This is a genomic window from Vibrio sp. MarTm2 (assembly GCF_027587055.1).
Classification (GTDB): Bacteria; Pseudomonadota; Gammaproteobacteria; order Enterobacterales; family Vibrionaceae; genus Vibrio; species Vibrio sinaloensis_D.
Window position 1 is genome coordinate 693,978 of record NZ_JAPPTK010000001.1, and the last position, 16,263, is coordinate 710,240.

The 16,263-nt window shown below is 46.0% G+C and carries 16 protein-coding genes; 4 read left to right on the forward strand and 12 right to left on the reverse strand.

What is annotated here, in order from left to right:
• Positions 1-69 precede the first annotated feature (69 nt).
• The 12 genes from nusB to OH458_RS03305 all read right to left on the reverse strand — a co-directional run bounded on the left by nusB (position 70) and on the right by OH458_RS03305 (position 11,051).
• Positions 70-537: a transcription antitermination factor NusB gene (gene nusB, locus OH458_RS03250; RefSeq protein WP_005473507.1), complete on the reverse strand. Its 468-nt coding sequence runs from the start codon at positions 535-537 to the stop codon at positions 70-72.
• On the reverse strand, positions 537-1,007 hold the full coding sequence (gene ribH, locus OH458_RS03255) for a 6,7-dimethyl-8-ribityllumazine synthase (protein ID WP_005440184.1): 471 nt from the start codon (positions 1,005-1,007) through the stop codon (positions 537-539). The genes nusB and ribH overlap by 1 nt, the downstream gene beginning before the upstream one ends.
• 170 nt (positions 1,008-1,177) lie before the next feature.
• Entirely contained in the window at positions 1,178-2,287 is a 1,110-nt protein-coding gene (gene ribBA, locus OH458_RS03260) for a bifunctional 3,4-dihydroxy-2-butanone-4-phosphate synthase/GTP cyclohydrolase II (protein WP_269977247.1), read from the reverse strand.
• Between the two features lie 60 nt (positions 2,288-2,347).
• Positions 2,348-3,001 carry a riboflavin synthase gene (locus tag OH458_RS03265; RefSeq protein ID WP_269977248.1) on the reverse strand — a complete coding sequence of 218 codons (654 nt, stop codon included), beginning with the start codon at positions 2,999-3,001 and terminating at the stop codon, positions 2,348-2,350.
• A 2-nt stretch (positions 3,002-3,003) separates the two neighbouring features.
• On the reverse strand, positions 3,004-4,110 hold the full coding sequence (gene ribD, locus OH458_RS03270) for a bifunctional diaminohydroxyphosphoribosylaminopyrimidine deaminase/5-amino-6-(5-phosphoribosylamino)uracil reductase RibD (protein WP_269977249.1): 1,107 nt from the start codon (positions 4,108-4,110) through the stop codon (positions 3,004-3,006).
• Positions 4,111-4,126: 16 nt separating this feature from the next.
• Entirely contained in the window at positions 4,127-4,576 is a 450-nt protein-coding gene (nrdR, locus tag OH458_RS03275; protein ID WP_038139576.1) for a transcriptional regulator NrdR, read from the reverse strand.
• A gap of 104 nt (positions 4,577-4,680) precedes the next feature.
• Positions 4,681-5,931, reverse strand: coding sequence for a glutamate-5-semialdehyde dehydrogenase (locus OH458_RS03280; RefSeq protein ID WP_269977250.1), 1,251 nt, complete (start codon positions 5,929-5,931; stop codon positions 4,681-4,683).
• Positions 5,932-5,941: 10 nt separating this feature from the next.
• Positions 5,942-7,075 carry a glutamate 5-kinase gene (proB, locus tag OH458_RS03285; RefSeq protein ID WP_038139580.1) on the reverse strand — a complete coding sequence of 378 codons (1,134 nt, stop codon included), beginning with the start codon at positions 7,073-7,075 and terminating at the stop codon, positions 5,942-5,944.
• A gap of 167 nt (positions 7,076-7,242) precedes the next feature.
• Entirely contained in the window at positions 7,243-7,632 is a 390-nt protein-coding gene (gene crl / locus OH458_RS03290; RefSeq protein WP_038190735.1) for a sigma factor-binding protein Crl, read from the reverse strand.
• A 104-nt stretch (positions 7,633-7,736) separates the two neighbouring features.
• A complete protein-coding gene (gene frsA / locus OH458_RS03295) occupies positions 7,737-8,984 on the reverse strand; it encodes an esterase FrsA (RefSeq protein ID WP_269977251.1) in 1,248 nt (415 codons plus the stop codon).
• 98 nt (positions 8,985-9,082) lie between these two features.
• Positions 9,083-9,547 carry an oxytetracycline resistance phosphoribosyltransferase domain-containing protein Tet(34) gene (tet(34), locus tag OH458_RS03300; protein ID WP_269977252.1) on the reverse strand — a complete coding sequence of 155 codons (465 nt, stop codon included), beginning with the start codon at positions 9,545-9,547 and terminating at the stop codon, positions 9,083-9,085.
• Between the two features lie 214 nt (positions 9,548-9,761).
• Positions 9,762-11,051, reverse strand: a complete 1,290-nt coding sequence (locus OH458_RS03305) for an NCS2 family permease (RefSeq protein ID WP_005473593.1) — start codon at positions 11,049-11,051, stop codon at positions 9,762-9,764.
• Positions 11,052-12,080: 1,029 nt separating this feature from the next.
• Here OH458_RS03305 and OH458_RS03310 point away from each other — a divergent pair.
• The 4 genes from OH458_RS03310 to OH458_RS03325 all read left to right on the forward strand — a co-directional run bounded on the left by OH458_RS03310 (position 12,081) and on the right by OH458_RS03325 (position 16,245).
• Entirely contained in the window at positions 12,081-13,553 is a 1,473-nt protein-coding gene (locus OH458_RS03310) for an aminoacyl-histidine dipeptidase (protein WP_269977253.1), read from the forward strand.
• A gap of 292 nt (positions 13,554-13,845) precedes the next feature.
• Entirely contained in the window at positions 13,846-14,286 is a 441-nt protein-coding gene (locus tag OH458_RS03315; protein ID WP_005473502.1) for an ATP-dependent zinc protease family protein, read from the forward strand.
• Positions 14,286-15,191, forward strand: a complete 906-nt coding sequence (gene rimK / locus OH458_RS03320; RefSeq protein WP_005473485.1) for a 30S ribosomal protein S6--L-glutamate ligase — start codon at positions 14,286-14,288, stop codon at positions 15,189-15,191. Before OH458_RS03315 ends, rimK begins: the two co-directional genes overlap by 1 nt.
• Positions 15,151-16,245, forward strand: a complete 1,095-nt coding sequence (locus tag OH458_RS03325) for a succinylglutamate desuccinylase/aspartoacylase family protein (protein ID WP_269977254.1) — start codon at positions 15,151-15,153, stop codon at positions 16,243-16,245. The genes rimK and OH458_RS03325 overlap by 41 nt, the downstream gene beginning before the upstream one ends.
• The last annotated feature ends 18 nt before the right edge of the window (positions 16,246-16,263 follow it).

Below are 16,263 nucleotides of genomic sequence, written 5' to 3' on the forward strand. Positions count from 1 at the left end.
TCGTTTTGGGTGTCTTTATACCTATAAAAAAGGTCAGCAGATGCTGACCTTTTTATATTCTGTATTCGATTACTTCTTACGAACGTGTGGTGCTGCCTTATCAAGTACACCATTCACGAACTTGTGGCTCTCTTCTGCAGCGAACACTTTTGCAAGTTCAATCGCTTCGTTGATCACCACTTTGTAAGGCACATCTTCACGACGTGTCATTTCGTACATCGCTAGACGAAGCAATGCTAACTCCATCATATCCAAATCTTGCATTGGACGCGCTGTATACGGACGAATCTTGCTATCAAGCTCTGTGTGACTTAGCACAACACCTGTTAGTAGGTCACGGAAGTATGCAACGTCTGTGTCTGGAGTAGAAAGTGCAGGTTCTGAGGCATGATGTTCTTCTTCATCATACTTGCCACCTGACAAAAACTGCTCCTCAATCGTAGCAACATTTTCTTTAGTAATTTGCCAAGAGTAGATTGCTTGTAGAGCAAATCGACGTGCATTACGACGTGCGGCTGGTTTCACACTGGCCCCCATTAGGAATCAATTTCAGAAAGAACGTTAATCATCTCAAGTGCGCTTAGTGCAGCCTCTGCACCTTTATTACCAGCCTTGGTTCCTGCGCGCTCGATTGCTTGGTCAATTGTATCAACCGTCAGTACGCCGAATGCAACTGGAAGGCTGTATTCCAGAGAAACTTGCGCAAGACCTTTGTTACATTCACTACAAACATAGTCGAAATGTGGAGTGCCGCCACGAATAACAGTACCTAAAGATACGATCGCATCGTACTTGCCTGTTTTTGCTACGCGTTGAGCAACAAGAGGAAGCTCTACAGCGCCAGGACAACGAACAACAGTAATGTTGTCTTCGCTAACTTGGCCATGACGTTTTAAAGTATCGATTGCACCAGACAATAGACTTTCGTTAATAAAACTGTTGAAACGAGAAATAACGATAGCAATTTTTGCGTTTGGCGCTGGGAAGCCACCCTCGATCACTTTCATAAGCCTTCCTTTAACTATGTTCATCAAGTGAGAATCGCCGGATTCTAGCACAAATCTGTGAGCAATATCTAATGGAAATTTAGCATTACCCGCCTTGTTCACAACAGATTGAAAACAAAGAGGGCAAATGCTGAAACATTTGCCCTCTTCATCAAAGTGCGTGTTAGCGATTACTCACAAACGTACTCAACCACATTAAGACCGAAGCCGCCTAGGGCGTGATACTTCTTGCTTGCCGACGACAACAAACGCATATCATGGACGCCAAGGTCAGCAAGGATCTGAGAGCCCACCCCAACACGGCGTGATGTACCTTGCTTCTTAGCCAACGTTGGAGCTTCGCCCTTGTCTTGCGCTTCGAACATTTTCACACGGTGGATCAGCAAGTCCGTCGATTCTTCGTTGCCTAAGATAACCAATACCCCGCCATCTTTCCCAATTCGCTTCATTGCAGCATCGAGTGTCCAACTACGCTCAGCATTGCGATCACTATGAAGTAAGTCTGTGAAGGTATCTTGTAAGTGAACACGTACTAACGGAGCATCACTGGTCAAGTCACCTTTGCACAGTGCGTAGTGAATTTGGTTATCAATCGTGTCACGGAATGTCACCAAATTAAAATCGCCAAATTCGGTTGGAAGCTTACACTCCGCGACGCGTTCGATGGTCGTTTCGGTGTTATTGCGATACTCAATAAGGTCTGCGATGGTGCCTAACTTGATGCCGTGCTTCTCAGCGAAGATTTCCAAATCTGGGCGACGCGCCATGGTGCCATCGTCATTAAGGATTTCGACGATCACGCCAGCAGGCTCTAGACCGGCAAGACGAGCGAGATCACAGCCAGCTTCAGTATGCCCAGCTCGGGTTAGCACGCCACCTTCTTGAGCCGCTAGTGGGAAAATATGACCAGGTTGAACCAAGTCAGCAGCTTTGGCGTCTTTCGCAACCGCCGCTTGTACCGTGCGCGCACGGTCTGCCGCAGAAATACCAGTTGTGACTCCCTCTGCAGCTTCAATAGACACGGTAAAGTTGGTTGTATATTGGGCGTTATTGTCTTGCACCATCGGAGGTAAGCCAAGACGCTCACAACGCTCTTTCGTCATCGTCAAACAAATCAAACCGCGGCCGTGAGTTGCCATAAAGTTGATCGCTTCTGGCGTCACGTGCTCTGCCGCCATGATCAAATCACCTTCGTTTTCGCGGTCTTCATCATCCATTAGGATAACCATTTTACCTAGGCGAATATCTTCAATAATCTCTTGCGGGGTACTAATTGGCATTTTGCATTCCTATCTTGGCTTCTAGCGGCTAATTGAGTGAGTTAACAACGCAAGGTTAACTTAAGCAAATCCGTTCTGTTGTAAAAATTCCATGGTGATTTTTGATTCTGGTTGTTGCTCTTGCTGACTGGTCAGAAGGCGCTCCATGTAGCGTGCTAATACATCTACTTCTAGGTTCACTTTTCGGCCCACATTGAAGTCAGCAATGGTTGTTTCTTCACCCGTGTGCGGTACTATCGTGAGCTTAAAGGCATTTTTACGTAATGCATTCACCGTCAGACTGATACCATCTACCGTAATTGAGCCTTTTTCTGCGACGTATTTGGCGATTTCTTGCGGCATCGCCACCCAAAACTCGATCGCGCGACCAACCATATTACGTTCTACGATTTCACCTACGCCATCCACGTGCCCTGAGACAATGTGGCCGCCAAAGCGCGTTGTGGGCAACATGGCTTTTTCTAAGTTGACCTTGTCACCCGCTTGGTAATCTGCAAAACCAGTTTTCTGCAGCGTTTCAAACGATAAGTCAGCGGTATAGCTATTTTCGCTAAATGCCACAACCGTCAGGCAAACACCATTGGTCGCAATGCTATCGCCTAATTTGACATCCGCCATGTCTAGCTTACCGGCATTGACCGTAACGCTAATATCTTCGCCTTTAGGCGTAATTGCAGTGAGAGTGCCGACTGCTTCAACAATACCTGTAAACATGCTTAATTTTCTTTCTTTAATATGGTGGTAACAATGCGGATATCTTTACCCACCTGTCTTACATCTTTGATATCAAGCTCAATGACGTCGCTCATTGACTCTAATCCTAGCGCTCCTAACAAGCCACGACCATCGCTACCCATGATTTTAGGGGCTAAGTAAATGACGAGTTCATCGACTAAATCTTGCTGGAGCAAACTGCTTGCTAAGGTTGCACCAGCCTCGACCCAGATATGATTGATATTGTGCGCGCTTGCCAATGTAGCAAACGTATCTTGAAGTGAGATTTGCTGATCCGTATTGAGGGTCATTTCAACGTCGCCTTCAGGCCCAACAATTAACGTCTCTCCCCCAGCTTGAAACAACTTAAGTTCGGAGGTGAGTTGGTTCTGGCGATCTAGAATGACACGAACTGGCTGACGCAATTGAGATTCGGAGTATTGAGCTTTTACTGACTCGGGTAAGTCGTTCCAGCGGACGTTAAGAGAAGCATTGTCTTCAATGACGGTTTTGCTGGTTGAGAGGATCGCACCACTTTGAGCTCGATATCTTTGTACATCTCGACGCGCGGCTTCTGATGTAATCCACTGACTCTTACCGTTGGCTAATGCCGTTTGTCCATCCAAACTCGCCGCCATTTTTAGCTGTACAAAAGGCAAGCCCGTTTGCATTCGTTTGATGAAGGACGGATTGAGAGCGATAGCGTCTTGCTCTAACAAGCCCACTTCCACCTCTATCCCAGCGTCACGTAGCATTTGAATACCGCGACCAGCGACTTGAGGGTTCGGGTCTTGCATTGCGCATATCACCTTGGCAACTTTTGCTTTGATCAGCCCTTCAGCACATGGCGGCGTTCGCCCGTAATGAGAACAAGGTTCTAGAGTCACGTACGCAGTGGCTCCCACCGACTTGTCCCCTGCCATTCGCAAGGCATGAACTTCGGCATGAGGCTCACCCGCTCGGTAGTGAAAGCCCTCTCCGACAATGTCACCATTTTGCGTGATCACGCAGCCGACGTTCGGATTGGGCGCAGTGGTATAGATGCCGCCTTTTGCTAGCGATATAGCCCGCGACATCATGTTGAAATCGGTTTCAGTGAATTGAGGCATTCCTTTACACCTGCAGTTAGTCTTCCAGTCTGGCAATTTCTTCGCCAAATTCACGAATATCTTCAAAACTACGGTAAACCGAAGCAAAACGGATGTATGCGACTTTGTCCAACTCTTTAAGCTGGTCCATCACTAAGTTACCAATCATTTCGCTCGGTACTTCTCGTTCACCCGTCGCTCGAAGCTGCGACTTAATCAAACTGATTGATACATCGACCGCATCCGCACTGACTGGCCTTTTCTCTAGCGCTCGTTGAAGTCCGCCCACCATTTTATCTTCGTTGAATGGTTCACGGTTGCCATTCGACTTAATAACTCGGGGCATGACCAACTCTGCGGTTTCAAATGTCGTAAATCGCTCACTACACGCGAGGCACTGCCTGCGACGACGAACTTGATGACCGTCAGCCACCAATCGGGAATCGATTACCTTAGTATCGTTTTCAGAACAAAAAGGACAATGCATATCACCTCCATATAAGTGTTCGACAGTGTAGCGGATTTGCGGATCACAAGAAAAGCAAAAGGGGCTAGATAGCCCCTTTTTCAATCAATCTTTAGGTTGTTTTGTTAACTACGCGGCAAGTAGTTCGCTTTACCGACCCATTTGTAGCTTGTCAGCTCTTCCAAGCCCATAGGGCCGCGAGCGTGCAATTTCTGCGTAGAGACCGCCACTTCTGCACCTAAACCAAACTGTGCACCGTCCGTAAAGCGTGTTGATGCGTTAACATAAACCGCCGCAGACCCCACTGAATTGATGAACAATTCCGAGTTCTCTAAACTATTTGTCATGATCGCATCCGAGTGGCTCGCGTTGTGAACACGCATGTGATCGATAGCTTCTTTGACATCGGCAACCACTTTAACACCTAGCGTGTAGCTCAACCATTCGGTGTCAAAATCACCCTCACCCGCATCACGTAAGTCTTGCGCACTTGATAACAAGGCTTTCGCTTTTGGCTCTGCAACTAAAGCAACTTTGTCCGCCAGACGCTCTGCAAGCATTGGTAAGAAATCCGCCGCAATCTTTTCATGCACTAGTAGCGTGTCTAGTGAGTTGCAAGCTGATGGGCGTTGCACTTTCGAGTTCTCAACCACATTCAGCGATTTTTCAAGATCGGCACTTTCGTCAACAAAAATGTGGCTGATACCAAAACCACCAATGATGACCGGAATCGTGCTGTTCTCTTTACACATTTTGTGCAAGCCAGCTCCGCCGCGTGGAATAATCATATCCACGTATTCATCGAGTTTTAGAAGCTGCGAAACCAGTTCACGATCAGGCTTTTCAATGTACTGAACCGACGCCGCAGGTAGACCCGCTTTTGCCAATGCAGATTGAATGACCTTAACCAACTCCATGTTAGAAAAGAACGTCTCTTTACCACCGCGTAGAATACTCGCGTTACCCGTTTTTAAGCACAAGGCTGCGATATCGATGGTGACATTTGGACGCGCTTCGTAAATAACCCCGACGACGCCAAGTGGTACACGGCGACGAGAAAGGGACATACCGTTTTCAAGTACTTTGCTGTCTAACTCGCTACCAACCGGATCATTAAGGCTGATGACATTGCGCACATCATTCGCAATGCCAGATAAGCGCTCTTCGTTAAGCAGAAGGCGATCCAATAGTGCCTCTGTCAGCCCTGCTTCACGCCCTTTTTCAATGTCTTTCGCATTCGCGGCAAGAATAACCTTTGCATTGGCTTCTAGCTCATCGGCGATAATAGCGAGTGCTTTGTTTTTTTGTGCCGTTGATGCTGTCGCCAGTTGAAACGCTGCTTCTTTTGCAGCTTGGCCCATAGAAATCAGTTCCACAATTCTTTCCTTATTCTTGGATTACGACCATGTCGTCACGATGAAGCACTTCACTGCCGTAGTCGTAACCTAAAATACCGATAATATCTTTGCTGTGTTTGCCGACGATTTTAGCCATATCTTGGCTTGAGTAGCTGGCGATACCACGTGCAACTAGCTTGCCTTGAGCGTCAGTGACACGGACAACATCACCTCGCGCGAATTCACCACTCACACCCGTCAAGCCTTTGGCAAGCAAGCTGCTTCCTTTCTCTACCACCGCATTAACCGCGCCATCATCAATAACGATGTCGCCTGATGCTGCAGGGCCTGCCAAGATCCAACGTTTGCGGTTTTCGAGCGCTTCTTCACACGGAAGGAAACGGGTCCCTTGTGGCTCATCACTCAACGAGTCAAAAACAACATTTGGAGCGCTACCTGCGGCGATAATAACTTCAATACCAGCTCGTCGTGCGATATCAGCGGCTTGTAACTTAGTCGCCATACCGCCAGTGCCAAGCGTTGTGCCACTACCACCAGCAATTTTACGCAGTGTATCATCAATGGTTTTCACTTCTTTGATTAACTCAGCGTTAGGGTCTTTACGAGGGTCTGCAGTAAACAATCCTTTTTGATCGGTCAGCAGCAATAGCTTGTCGGCACCACACAAAATGCCAACCAATGCCGATAAGTTATCATTGTCACCAACTTTGATTTCGCTGGTCGCAACGGCATCGTTTTCGTTAACAACGGGAATAATATCGTTTTCAACCAGTGCGTTGATGGTGTCACGAGCATTTAAGAAGCGCTCGCGATCTTCTAAATCTGCCCGCGTCAGCAACATCTGACCAATTTTCAAACCGTAGATAGCAAACAATGATTCCCACGTTTGAATCAATTGGCTTTGACCAACGGCCGCTAACAGTTGCTTGCTGGCCATAGAGTTGGGCAATGCGGGGTAACCTAGGTGCTCTCGACCAGCCGCGATGGCGCCAGACGAAACCATCACCACTGAGTGGCCTTGTTTTTTTAGCTCAGCGCATTGACGAACCAACTCAACCATATGAGCTCGGTCTAACGCCAGCGTTCCACCAGTTAATACACTAGTACCTAGTTTCACTACCACAGTCTGTGGCTGTAGTACTTTTCCGCTTTCTTGATTCATTGCCTTTCTACTATGAAATAAATACAAACCGTCACAATCGACGCAGTCACAACAAGACGCTGAAGATTGCTTAGACCTGATGTTTTAGCAATCAAATGGTAAATTCACAAGTAGAAAAGGCGCGAAAACGCGCCTTTTTGTTGTTGGTAGAGGGTAAACGATGAAAATCAGACGAATTCGACAGATTCTTCGTGCATTTGAACCTCTAGTGCAAATTGACTTTTCAAGGTTTCAACGAGCTTGTCATGAAACGCCACTTGAGTACGGTTGACGTCCTCAACCACTTTTTTCGGTATGCTCTTTTCTTGCCAATCTCCAGTCACATCATAAAGCCCAGTGCGATAGCGTGCTTGGAATACACCATCTTGTAGATTGAGCTCTAACCACCACCCCCAAAACTCTCTTTTCTCTGGTGACTTTTTATCGTCTACACAAACAGACAAGCAATCAAACAAATAAGCCCCTTCTTCACACTGTGATTCGCGTAAATAAGGTCCAATTGCCCTCATAACGGAAACCAAACGATAGTGAGTCGGCTTTTTTATAGTATCAGACATTATGAATCTCCATATTCATCACTGAAATTATTATAAAAGGCTGATTCCAGGACTTGTTAGTCTAGGTACAGCCTATATCAGTGTCGTCTAAAATACTTGAGATGTCATCTCATTAGCTCATCTTCTAGCCACTTAATCGCTAAATCGAGGGATTGCTCATATCCTTGTGTAATTGTTTTTGCACTGATTTTCTTCGCTTTACCGTAGTCGCTGTACAGAGCAACCATCTGATTATCGCTATAAGGGGAAACAGGATCTCCCTCTAAGCTCATCGCCAAAATAGGGACACGAGTTTTACGGCTAGACAATATCCCCTGCACTTTCAACGACCAAGCCATCAGTTGACTCGACAGACTATGAATATCAACTGCGTTTTTACCTAAACGTGACGCCAGCACATCAAGGTACATCTTCGGCATACTCTTGAGCTTATCGGGTGATGATAAGACATCATGGATCGGTGCCCCCATCGAGACACACGCCTTGATTTTATCTTGCTCCAAAAATGAAAGACGCACCATCGCATTACCACCAAAGCGAAAACCAATCAGCCCTACTCTGTGATGATCGACCCAAGGAATGGAGTACAACTCATTGAGCACAGCTTGGTGCAATACTGACGTGTCTTCAGTTAAATTCCAGTGGGTATTGTGCCCAATCGAAGGCATATCGACGGTTAACATTGCGATATTTTTCTTCGCAAGATGGTCACGGAAAACGGTCCACAAGTCGGTTTGCAGACTGTCCAGCCCAGCACTCACAATCACCACAGGTTGCGGCTTTTCGGTACTGGTAAGGTGAAGATGAGCAATAATGCTTTTTTTCTGATAAGGGATCTCTAACCGCTTTACGATGTACTTCGTCTTCTTGGTCGCTTCGGTATAAGCAGCACTTGCTAAAACTTGCGCCTGAGTCGCCAGATTATCGTTTTTTAGATGCGGATAGCCGGCAATGCTAAAACAGAGTGACGCATTAAAAAGCTCATCAGCCGCGTCTTCGCCCTTCAGTTGCGATGAACGCTTTTGGTGAAGCATGCCGAGCTTCGTCCACTCGTAGGTCCAGTTGCCACTGTGATACCCCATGACGGTGTCTAACCACTCTTCATGAGTTCGGGAATGCTTCGAAGCAGCGATTTTGGCGAGCACCGCTTCAATCTCGATTGGGTCTAAGCCCTGCCACGTCCATTGCATTCGACGCAAATTTCGATACCACTTGTATCCGTCACTCTCACGCTTTTCATCCAAGAAGCTCTGACTACTTGGCATATATCGAGTCAGTTCCGAGGTTTCTTTCGCTTGCTTATGATTCGCAAACAACGTTTCAGAGAGATTCTTGCTGACTTCCTCAGACATGGGCTTAACCTAGTAAATGTGCTTTTCTAAATTGTATAAAAAAAAATGGCCCAATAAAGGGCCATTTATCAAGAATCAGCGGCATTATGCCATTTTGATTACTTTTGTTTGCGGTTGATTGGCTCAACGTACTGGATAGACATGTCCCAAGGCTGCTCAATCCATGTATCTTGAGCAATATCTACCACGTAATCGTCTAGCAGGTCTACTCCAGCAGGTTTTGCACAAACAGCAATCAATTTTGCTTTCGGGTACATTTCACGTAACTTACGCGCGGTATCACCACTGTCCACTAGGTCTTCCACGATCAGGAAGCCTTCACCGTCACCTTCAGGTGCTTTTACAACAGTCATATCACGTTGATGGTCGTGGTCGTAGCTTGAGATACAAATCGTATCAACGTGACGAATACCGAGCTCACGAGCAAGAATTGCCCCTGGAACTAAACCACCACGGCTTACTGCCCAAATACCTTTCCACTGCTCAGCTGGCATCTGTTTCTCAGCCAACTCACGACAGAATGTGTGCATTTGGTCCCATGTGATAATGAATTTCTTAGCCATTGTAATAACCTAATAATTTGAAAAATCCGCATCCCCACAAAGCGTGACTGTCGGTTCGGAGTGCTTTAGCAAGTTGGGGAAAAGCTACGCAAACGTTTATTTTAACGGATGAGACTGGTAATACCAATGATTAACCTCTCCTCAAAACGAAAAAACATCGCTACAGCAGAGAAACAGCCATAGCGATGCTCAAAAATGTGATAGGTAAGTCTAATTAAGCAAACAAGTACTTAAGAATGAAGACTGCAGACAGAACCCACACACTGATTGAAACTTCACGACCACGGCCGCTCAACAGTTTAATCGCTGCGTAAGAGATAAAGCCAAGCGCGATACCTTCAGCAATTGAGTAAGTTAACGGCATTAGAAGACAAGTCACTACGACTGGAGCAGCTTCTGTTAGATCACGCCAGTCAACACTTACCAATCCAGACATCATTAGGATCGCAACGTAGAATAGCGCACCCGCTGTTGCGTAAGCTGGGATCATGCCCGCCAATGGTGAGAAGAAAAGAGCCAGAAGGAATAATACCCCTACTACGACGGCAGTAAGACCAGTACGACCACCAGCAGCCACACCGGCTGTTGATTCAACGTACGATGTTGTACTTGATGTACCAATCATCGCACCAACTGACGTCGCGGTAGAGTCAGCCAGTAACGCTTTGCTTAAACGCGGTAGTTTGCCATCTTCTTTAATAAGGTCCGCTTTTTGCGCAACGCCAACCAGAGTACCTGCCGTATCGAATAGGTCAACGAACAGGAATGCAAACACCACTGAAATCATACCCACTTCGAAGACATCGGCGATATTCATTTGCATGAATGTTGGTGCAACACTTGGTGGCGTAGACATAATACCGCCCCACTGAACATCACCCAACATCAAACCAATCACCGTAATGATCAAAATTGCAATCATTACCGCGCCACGAACGCCTCGGTAGACAAGACCAATGGTCAAAAAGAAGCCCAGAGCAGCAAGAGCAGGCTGGAGACCAGTAATATGACCAAGACCAACCAGAGTTGCTGGATTGTCGACAACAATGCCTGAGTTTTGCAGGCCGATAAATGCCAAGAACAAACCGATACCTGCAGAAATGCCTGTACGAAGAGACATCGGGATCGAGTTGATGATCCACTCACGAACCTTAAATATACTCAAGGCCATGAAGATGAGACCTGAGACAAATACAGCCCCAAGCGCAACCTGCCATGAATGCCCCATACCTAGAACAACGCCGTAGGTAAAGAAGGCATTTAAGCCCATACCTGGAGCAAGTGCGATAGGATAATTCGCAACAAAACCCATAATGAAACAGCCAATTGCCGCAGCAAGACAGGTAGCGACAAACACAGCGCCTTTATCCATACCTGCATCCGCTAACATTGCCGGGTTAACAAAGATAATGTAGGCCATGGTTAAAAAGGTGGTAACACCCGCGATGATCTCAGTTTTAACGTTCGTGCCGTTTTCACTGAGTTTGAACAGTTTTTCGAACATGATCGAATCCTAAAAGGGTAAAAAGTAAACGGTTGCGTAATCGATTGGCCGGAATTATAAAGTTATAAAATTTCAAATTCCAGATAGAATTAACACTCTAATCAACATTTCTACCATCCAGCTTGTCTATTTAAGATCAACCGACCAGTCTAGCGTAAAAATACCCGATAAAATTCAATCACTAAGACTGCGATCCATATAAAACACTGTTCGGTTGTTTTTTATACTTATGAGAAAAAATACCAGTTGGATTTACGTAAGAAACGCGGAGGGAATATGTGTTTATGCGAATAATATGCAGGGAACTCAAAGTGATCGAAGAAACACTTTATTGGTGTGCACTATTTAATCGGAAAGTAAAAGGGATAAAAAAACGCCACTCAATTTGAGTGGCGGTTGAATCATGTCAGCTATATAGGAGCTGTAAAAAAATTCCAATATATAGGGGTGAACAAACTTGTTCGAGAGTCACAAACTTGGATTAGTATCCGAAGCTTGTTGGGTAAGTAAAGCTGCCTGTGTAAGCTGAGCTGTTTAGCCAGAACGCTGCACTTGGTAAACCTTTCATAACTATCACCTTCTAAATCAATGAAAACTAAATAAACACTATTGATTTCTCGGTTCCTTGGAGGCGACAAATCGGACTCATCCTTTGAGCATTTTCTCTTCGCTTTCGAAGTTGGTGTAAATATACCCCAAAGAAATTTAATTACAAGCACAAAAGTGACAAAAGTCACAAAAAGTTCACCAATTGACTTAGATCAAACAAATATTGTAATTTAATTACAGATATATCAATTTATTATTTTTATTTCTTACACCTGATAAGAGTCCGGTAACATACGCATTGCAGATAAAATCAGTATTCTGTGATAGCAGCGAAACAAATCCTCACTTCTTTCTCTACACCCGAATCTCGGAGAGTGCTATTCTGTGCGTCTACTTAATAGGCCACATCTAGATTAATCATCTGAAATTTGAAACGTTGAAGTCATAAGATCTGGTATTATTCTTTATAAGGAGTCATCCGTGTCTGAATTCCATTCTGAAATCAGCAACTTATCACCTGCTCCACTATGGCAGTTTTTCGATAAGATCTGTTCCATCCCCCACCCTTCTAAACATGAAGAAGCGCTTGCCCAATACATTGTCAATTGGGCGACAGAGCAAGGTCTAGACGTTCGTCGTGATCCAACAGGCAACGTGTTCATTAAAAAACCAGCAACACCGGGCATGGAAAACAAGAAAGGCGTCGTTCTGCAAGCGCACATCGACATGGTGCCACAGAAGAATGAAGACACCGATCATGACTTCACTAAAGATCCAATCCAACCTTATATCGATGGCGAATGGGTAACAGCGAAAGGGACAACTCTGGGTGCTGACAACGGCATGGGCATGGCATCGTGTCTAGCAGTACTTGCCTCTACGGATATTAAGCACGGTCCAATCGAGGTTTTGCTGACGGTTGATGAAGAAGCAGGCATGACAGGCGCGTTTGGTCTTGAAGCAGGTTGGTTGGAAGGTGAGATCCTTTTGAACACTGACTCAGAACAAGAAGGTGAAGTCTACATGGGTTGTGCGGGTGGTATCGATGGTGAAATGACTTTCGATATCAAGCGTGAGGCAATCCCTGCAGGTTACATTACTCGTCAGCTAGTGCTAAAAGGCCTAAAAGGCGGTCACTCAGGTTGTGATATTCACACTGGCCGTGGCAACGCAAACAAACTAGTTGCCCGCTTCCTAGCAGGTCACGCACAAGAGCTTGATCTTCGTCTAGTGGAGTTCCGTGGTGGCAGCCTACGTAATGCGATTCCTCGTGAAGCTTTCGTCACTGTCGCGGTTCCTGCTGAAAACGAAGCAAAACTGGCAGAGCTATTTGAGTTCTACACCAACCTACTAAAAACTGAACTCGATAAAGTAGAAACCGATATTGTTTCTTTTAATGAAGCAATCGACACAGACGCTCAAGTTTTAACCATCGCAGATCAGCAACGCTTCATCGCCGCTCTAAACGCATGTCCAAATGGTGTGATTCGTATGAGCGATGAAATCGAGGGCGTAGTTGAAACCTCTCTGAATGTCGGTGTAATCACCACTGAAGAAGACAAAATTCAAGTTCTCTGCCTTGTGCGTTCTCTTATTGACTCAGGACGTCAGCAAGTGGAAGGCATGTTGACTTCGGTTGCTGAGTTAGCAGGTGCAAGTATCGAGTTCTCTGGTGCTTACCCTGGCTGGAAACCAGATGCAGGTTCTGAAATCATGGCTATCTTCCGTGATATGTACGAAGGCATCTACGGCCACAAGCCAAACATCATGGTAATCCACGCAGGCCTAGAATGTGGTCTATTTAAAGAACCTTACCCGAACATGGATATGGTCTCTTTCGGTCCAACCATCAAGTTCCCTCACTCTCCAGATGAAAAAGTGAAAATTGATACCGTTGCCCTATTCTGGGATCAAATGGTTGCACTTCTTGAAGCGATTCCTGAAAAGGCATAATTTGCTAAAATAGCAACATTCCATTAGAAAAACTTATCCAAAAAGCCAGCTCGGATTAGCTGGCTTTTTTAATACCTCAGCTTTCCTTTCGATAAATTTTCTTTGTCGTGACGGTGAGTTTTTTTCGTTAGTCACACCGAACCTCGGTTGCTAAATTTCCCCTCCTTGAAGCGCCTATGGGTACATTCTTACTCTCTTCAAGCACAAGACTCGGCACAAATTCGACCGGTCATGTTGGGGATGTTCACTTCACCCGAACATCTTAAATACTCTCTAAAAATATGTTACTGCGATGAAAGAAAAACTATTAGTCGGCTGGCGAGAAACTCTTAGCCTGCCAGGTTTAGGTATTAATGAAATTAACGCAAAAATTGATACCGGAGCCAGGACGTCTTGCTTACACGCGTTCAAAGTAGAGAGCTTTAAAAAGGATGAAGCTCTGTGGGTTCGCTTTTGGATCCACCCAAAACAACATGACACGGAATTCGAAACAGTCTGTGAAGCGAAAGTCATTGATGAGCGTATCGTTCGTGATTCAGGTGGCCATGAAGAAGCACGCTACGTGATCGAATCAGAACTGAGTATTGGCGGAAAAAGTTGGCCAATCGAAATTACATTAACTAATCGCGAAAATATGGCTTTTCGCATGTTGTTAGGTCGCACTGCAATGCACGAGCGCATCATTGTCGACCCTGTTGAATCGTTTTTAGTCCCTTTCGAGGAAAGCAAATAATGAAAATTGGTATTCTGTCTCGCAACGCGAACTTATACTCAACAAAGCGTTTAATTGAAGCGGCAGAAAGCCGTGGCCACGAAGTGAAAGTGATTGATGCGCTGCGTTGTTACATGAATATCAACTCAGAGAAGCCAGAAATACACTTCAAAGGTGAAGAGCTATCTGGTTTTGATGCGATTGTTCCTCGAATCGGTGCATCAGTGACTTTCTATGGTACAGCGGTACTTCGCCAATTCGAAATGATGGGTGTATACCCGGTCAATGAGTCGGTCGCCATCACTCGTTCACGTGACAAACTGCGCTCAATGCAACTATTATCGCGTAAAGGCATTGGTATGCCGATCACTGGGTTCGCAAGCAAGCCTGATGACGTCAAAGACCTACTTGAAATGGTCGGCGGTGCACCCGTAGTTATTAAGCTACTCGAAGGCACTCAAGGTATCGGAGTGGTTCTCGCTGAAACTCGTAAAGCTGCGGAAAGCGTGGTTGAAGCATTCATGGGGCTAAAAGCGAACATCATGGTGCAAGAGTACATCAAGGAAGCGGGCGGCGCGGATATTCGCTGTTTCGTGATTGGTGACAAAGTGATTGCTGCGATGAAACGCCAAGGTGCAGAGGGTGAATTCCGCTCGAACCTACACCGTGGTGGCAGTGCATCTTTAATCAAGATCACTCCTGAAGAGCGCCGTACCGCCGTCGCAGCAGCGAAAATAATGGGTCTAAATGTGGCTGGGGTGGATCTATTAAGATCAGACCGTGGCCCATTGGTCATGGAAGTAAACTCATCTCCAGGTCTTGAAGGTATTGAGGCCGCAACTGGTAAAGACATTGCTGGAATGATTGTCGAATTTATTGAGAAAAATGCGGCAAGTAAAAGGACAAAAACTCGTGGCAAAGGCTAAAAAAAATAGCGCATTTGAATTTCTCGGCGAGCTTGTCTCGCCGGGTGAACGTAAGGTCATTGAGTTAGAAGCTGCCAAGCTTTATACCCACTCACCTCTATCTATTCCTGTAGAGATCATCAACGGCCACTTAGCGGGTCCCGTTCTGATGGTGAATGCCGCGATCCATGGTGACGAACTGAACGGTGTCGAAATCGTAAGACAGCTCATCAACACCATCGACGCGAGCAAGCTAAAAGGGACGGTTATCGCCGTTCCTATTGTTAACGTATTTGGCTTTATCCATAAATCGCGTTATCTACCAGATAGACGTGATTTAAACCGCTGCTTCCCAGGCAGTGAGAAAGGATCGCTTGCATCACGCATGGCGCATACTTTCTTCTCTCAAGTAGCGAAGCGCTGTGATTACATTCTGGATTTGCATACGGGTGCGATCCATCGCACGAACTTGCCTCAGATCCGTGCTGATCTGAGTAACCCAGAAACCCTAAGAATTGCTCAGGCGTTTGCGACGCCAGTTATCGTCGATGCTCCACTTCGAGACGGTTCTCTGCGCAGCGAAGCTGAACGCCTGGGCATTCCTGTACTGACGTACGAAGCGGGCGAAGCACTGCGCTTTGAGCCAATCTGTATCAGTGCAGGTTTCATCGGTGTACAGCGCGTGATGCAAGCCATTGGTATGCTACGCTCAAGCCGTAAAAAGCTGCCACCTCATGTGATTGCAAAATCCACCAGCTGGTTGCGTGCGGAAAGCGATGGTATCTTGCGTACTGTCGTCACACTGGGTGAGAAGGTAGAGAAGGGCCAAGTATTGGCGTACATCAGCGCCCCTCTTGGTCACAGTGAAATTGAACTCACGGCTCGCAAAGGCGGCATTGTTATCGGCCAACAGACACTACCTTTGGTAAACGAAGGCGATGCTATCTTCCACTTAGCTTACTTTGAGCAAGATGACGAAGAAGTCGAACAGGTCGTAGAAGAGTTTATTGAAGAAGTGACGGACCTTGATGTTGATCCTTTGACGACGGGTCAAATCAACACTCCAGCTCAGTAGACTGAACCGCTAAAACAA

Bases quoted from the DNA above. Each gene is read 5' to 3' on its own strand.
- nusB (WP_005473507.1), bottom strand. From the start codon at position 537: ATGGGGGCCAGTGTGAAACCAGCCGCACGTCGTAATGCACGTCGATTT.
- ribH (WP_005440184.1), bottom strand. From the start codon at position 1,007: ATGAAAGTGATCGAGGGTGGCTTCCCAGCGCCAAACGCAAAAATTGCT.
- ribBA (WP_269977247.1), bottom strand. From the start codon at position 2,287: ATGCCAATTAGTACCCCGCAAGAGATTATTGAAGATATTCGCCTAGGT.
- OH458_RS03265 (WP_269977248.1), bottom strand. From the start codon at position 3,001: ATGTTTACAGGTATTGTTGAAGCAGTCGGCACTCTCACTGCAATTACG.
- ribD (WP_269977249.1), bottom strand. From the start codon at position 4,110: ATGCCTCAATTCACTGAAACCGATTTCAACATGATGTCGCGGGCTATA.
- nrdR (WP_038139576.1), bottom strand. From the start codon at position 4,576: ATGCATTGTCCTTTTTGTTCTGAAAACGATACTAAGGTAATCGATTCC.
- proB (WP_038139580.1), bottom strand. From the start codon at position 7,075: ATGAATCAAGAAAGCGGAAAAGTACTACAGCCACAGACTGTGGTAGTG.
- crl (WP_038190735.1), bottom strand. From the start codon at position 7,632: ATGTCTGATACTATAAAAAAGCCGACTCACTATCGTTTGGTTTCCGTT.
- frsA (WP_269977251.1), bottom strand. From the start codon at position 8,984: ATGTCTGAGGAAGTCAGCAAGAATCTCTCTGAAACGTTGTTTGCGAAT.
- OH458_RS03305 (WP_005473593.1), bottom strand. From the start codon at position 11,051: ATGTTCGAAAAACTGTTCAAACTCAGTGAAAACGGCACGAACGTTAAA.
- OH458_RS03315 (WP_005473502.1), top strand. From the start codon at position 13,846: ATGAAAGAAAAACTATTAGTCGGCTGGCGAGAAACTCTTAGCCTGCCA.
- rimK (WP_005473485.1), top strand. From the start codon at position 14,286: ATGAAAATTGGTATTCTGTCTCGCAACGCGAACTTATACTCAACAAAG.
- OH458_RS03325 (WP_269977254.1), top strand. From the start codon at position 15,151: ATGCGGCAAGTAAAAGGACAAAAACTCGTGGCAAAGGCTAAAAAAAAT.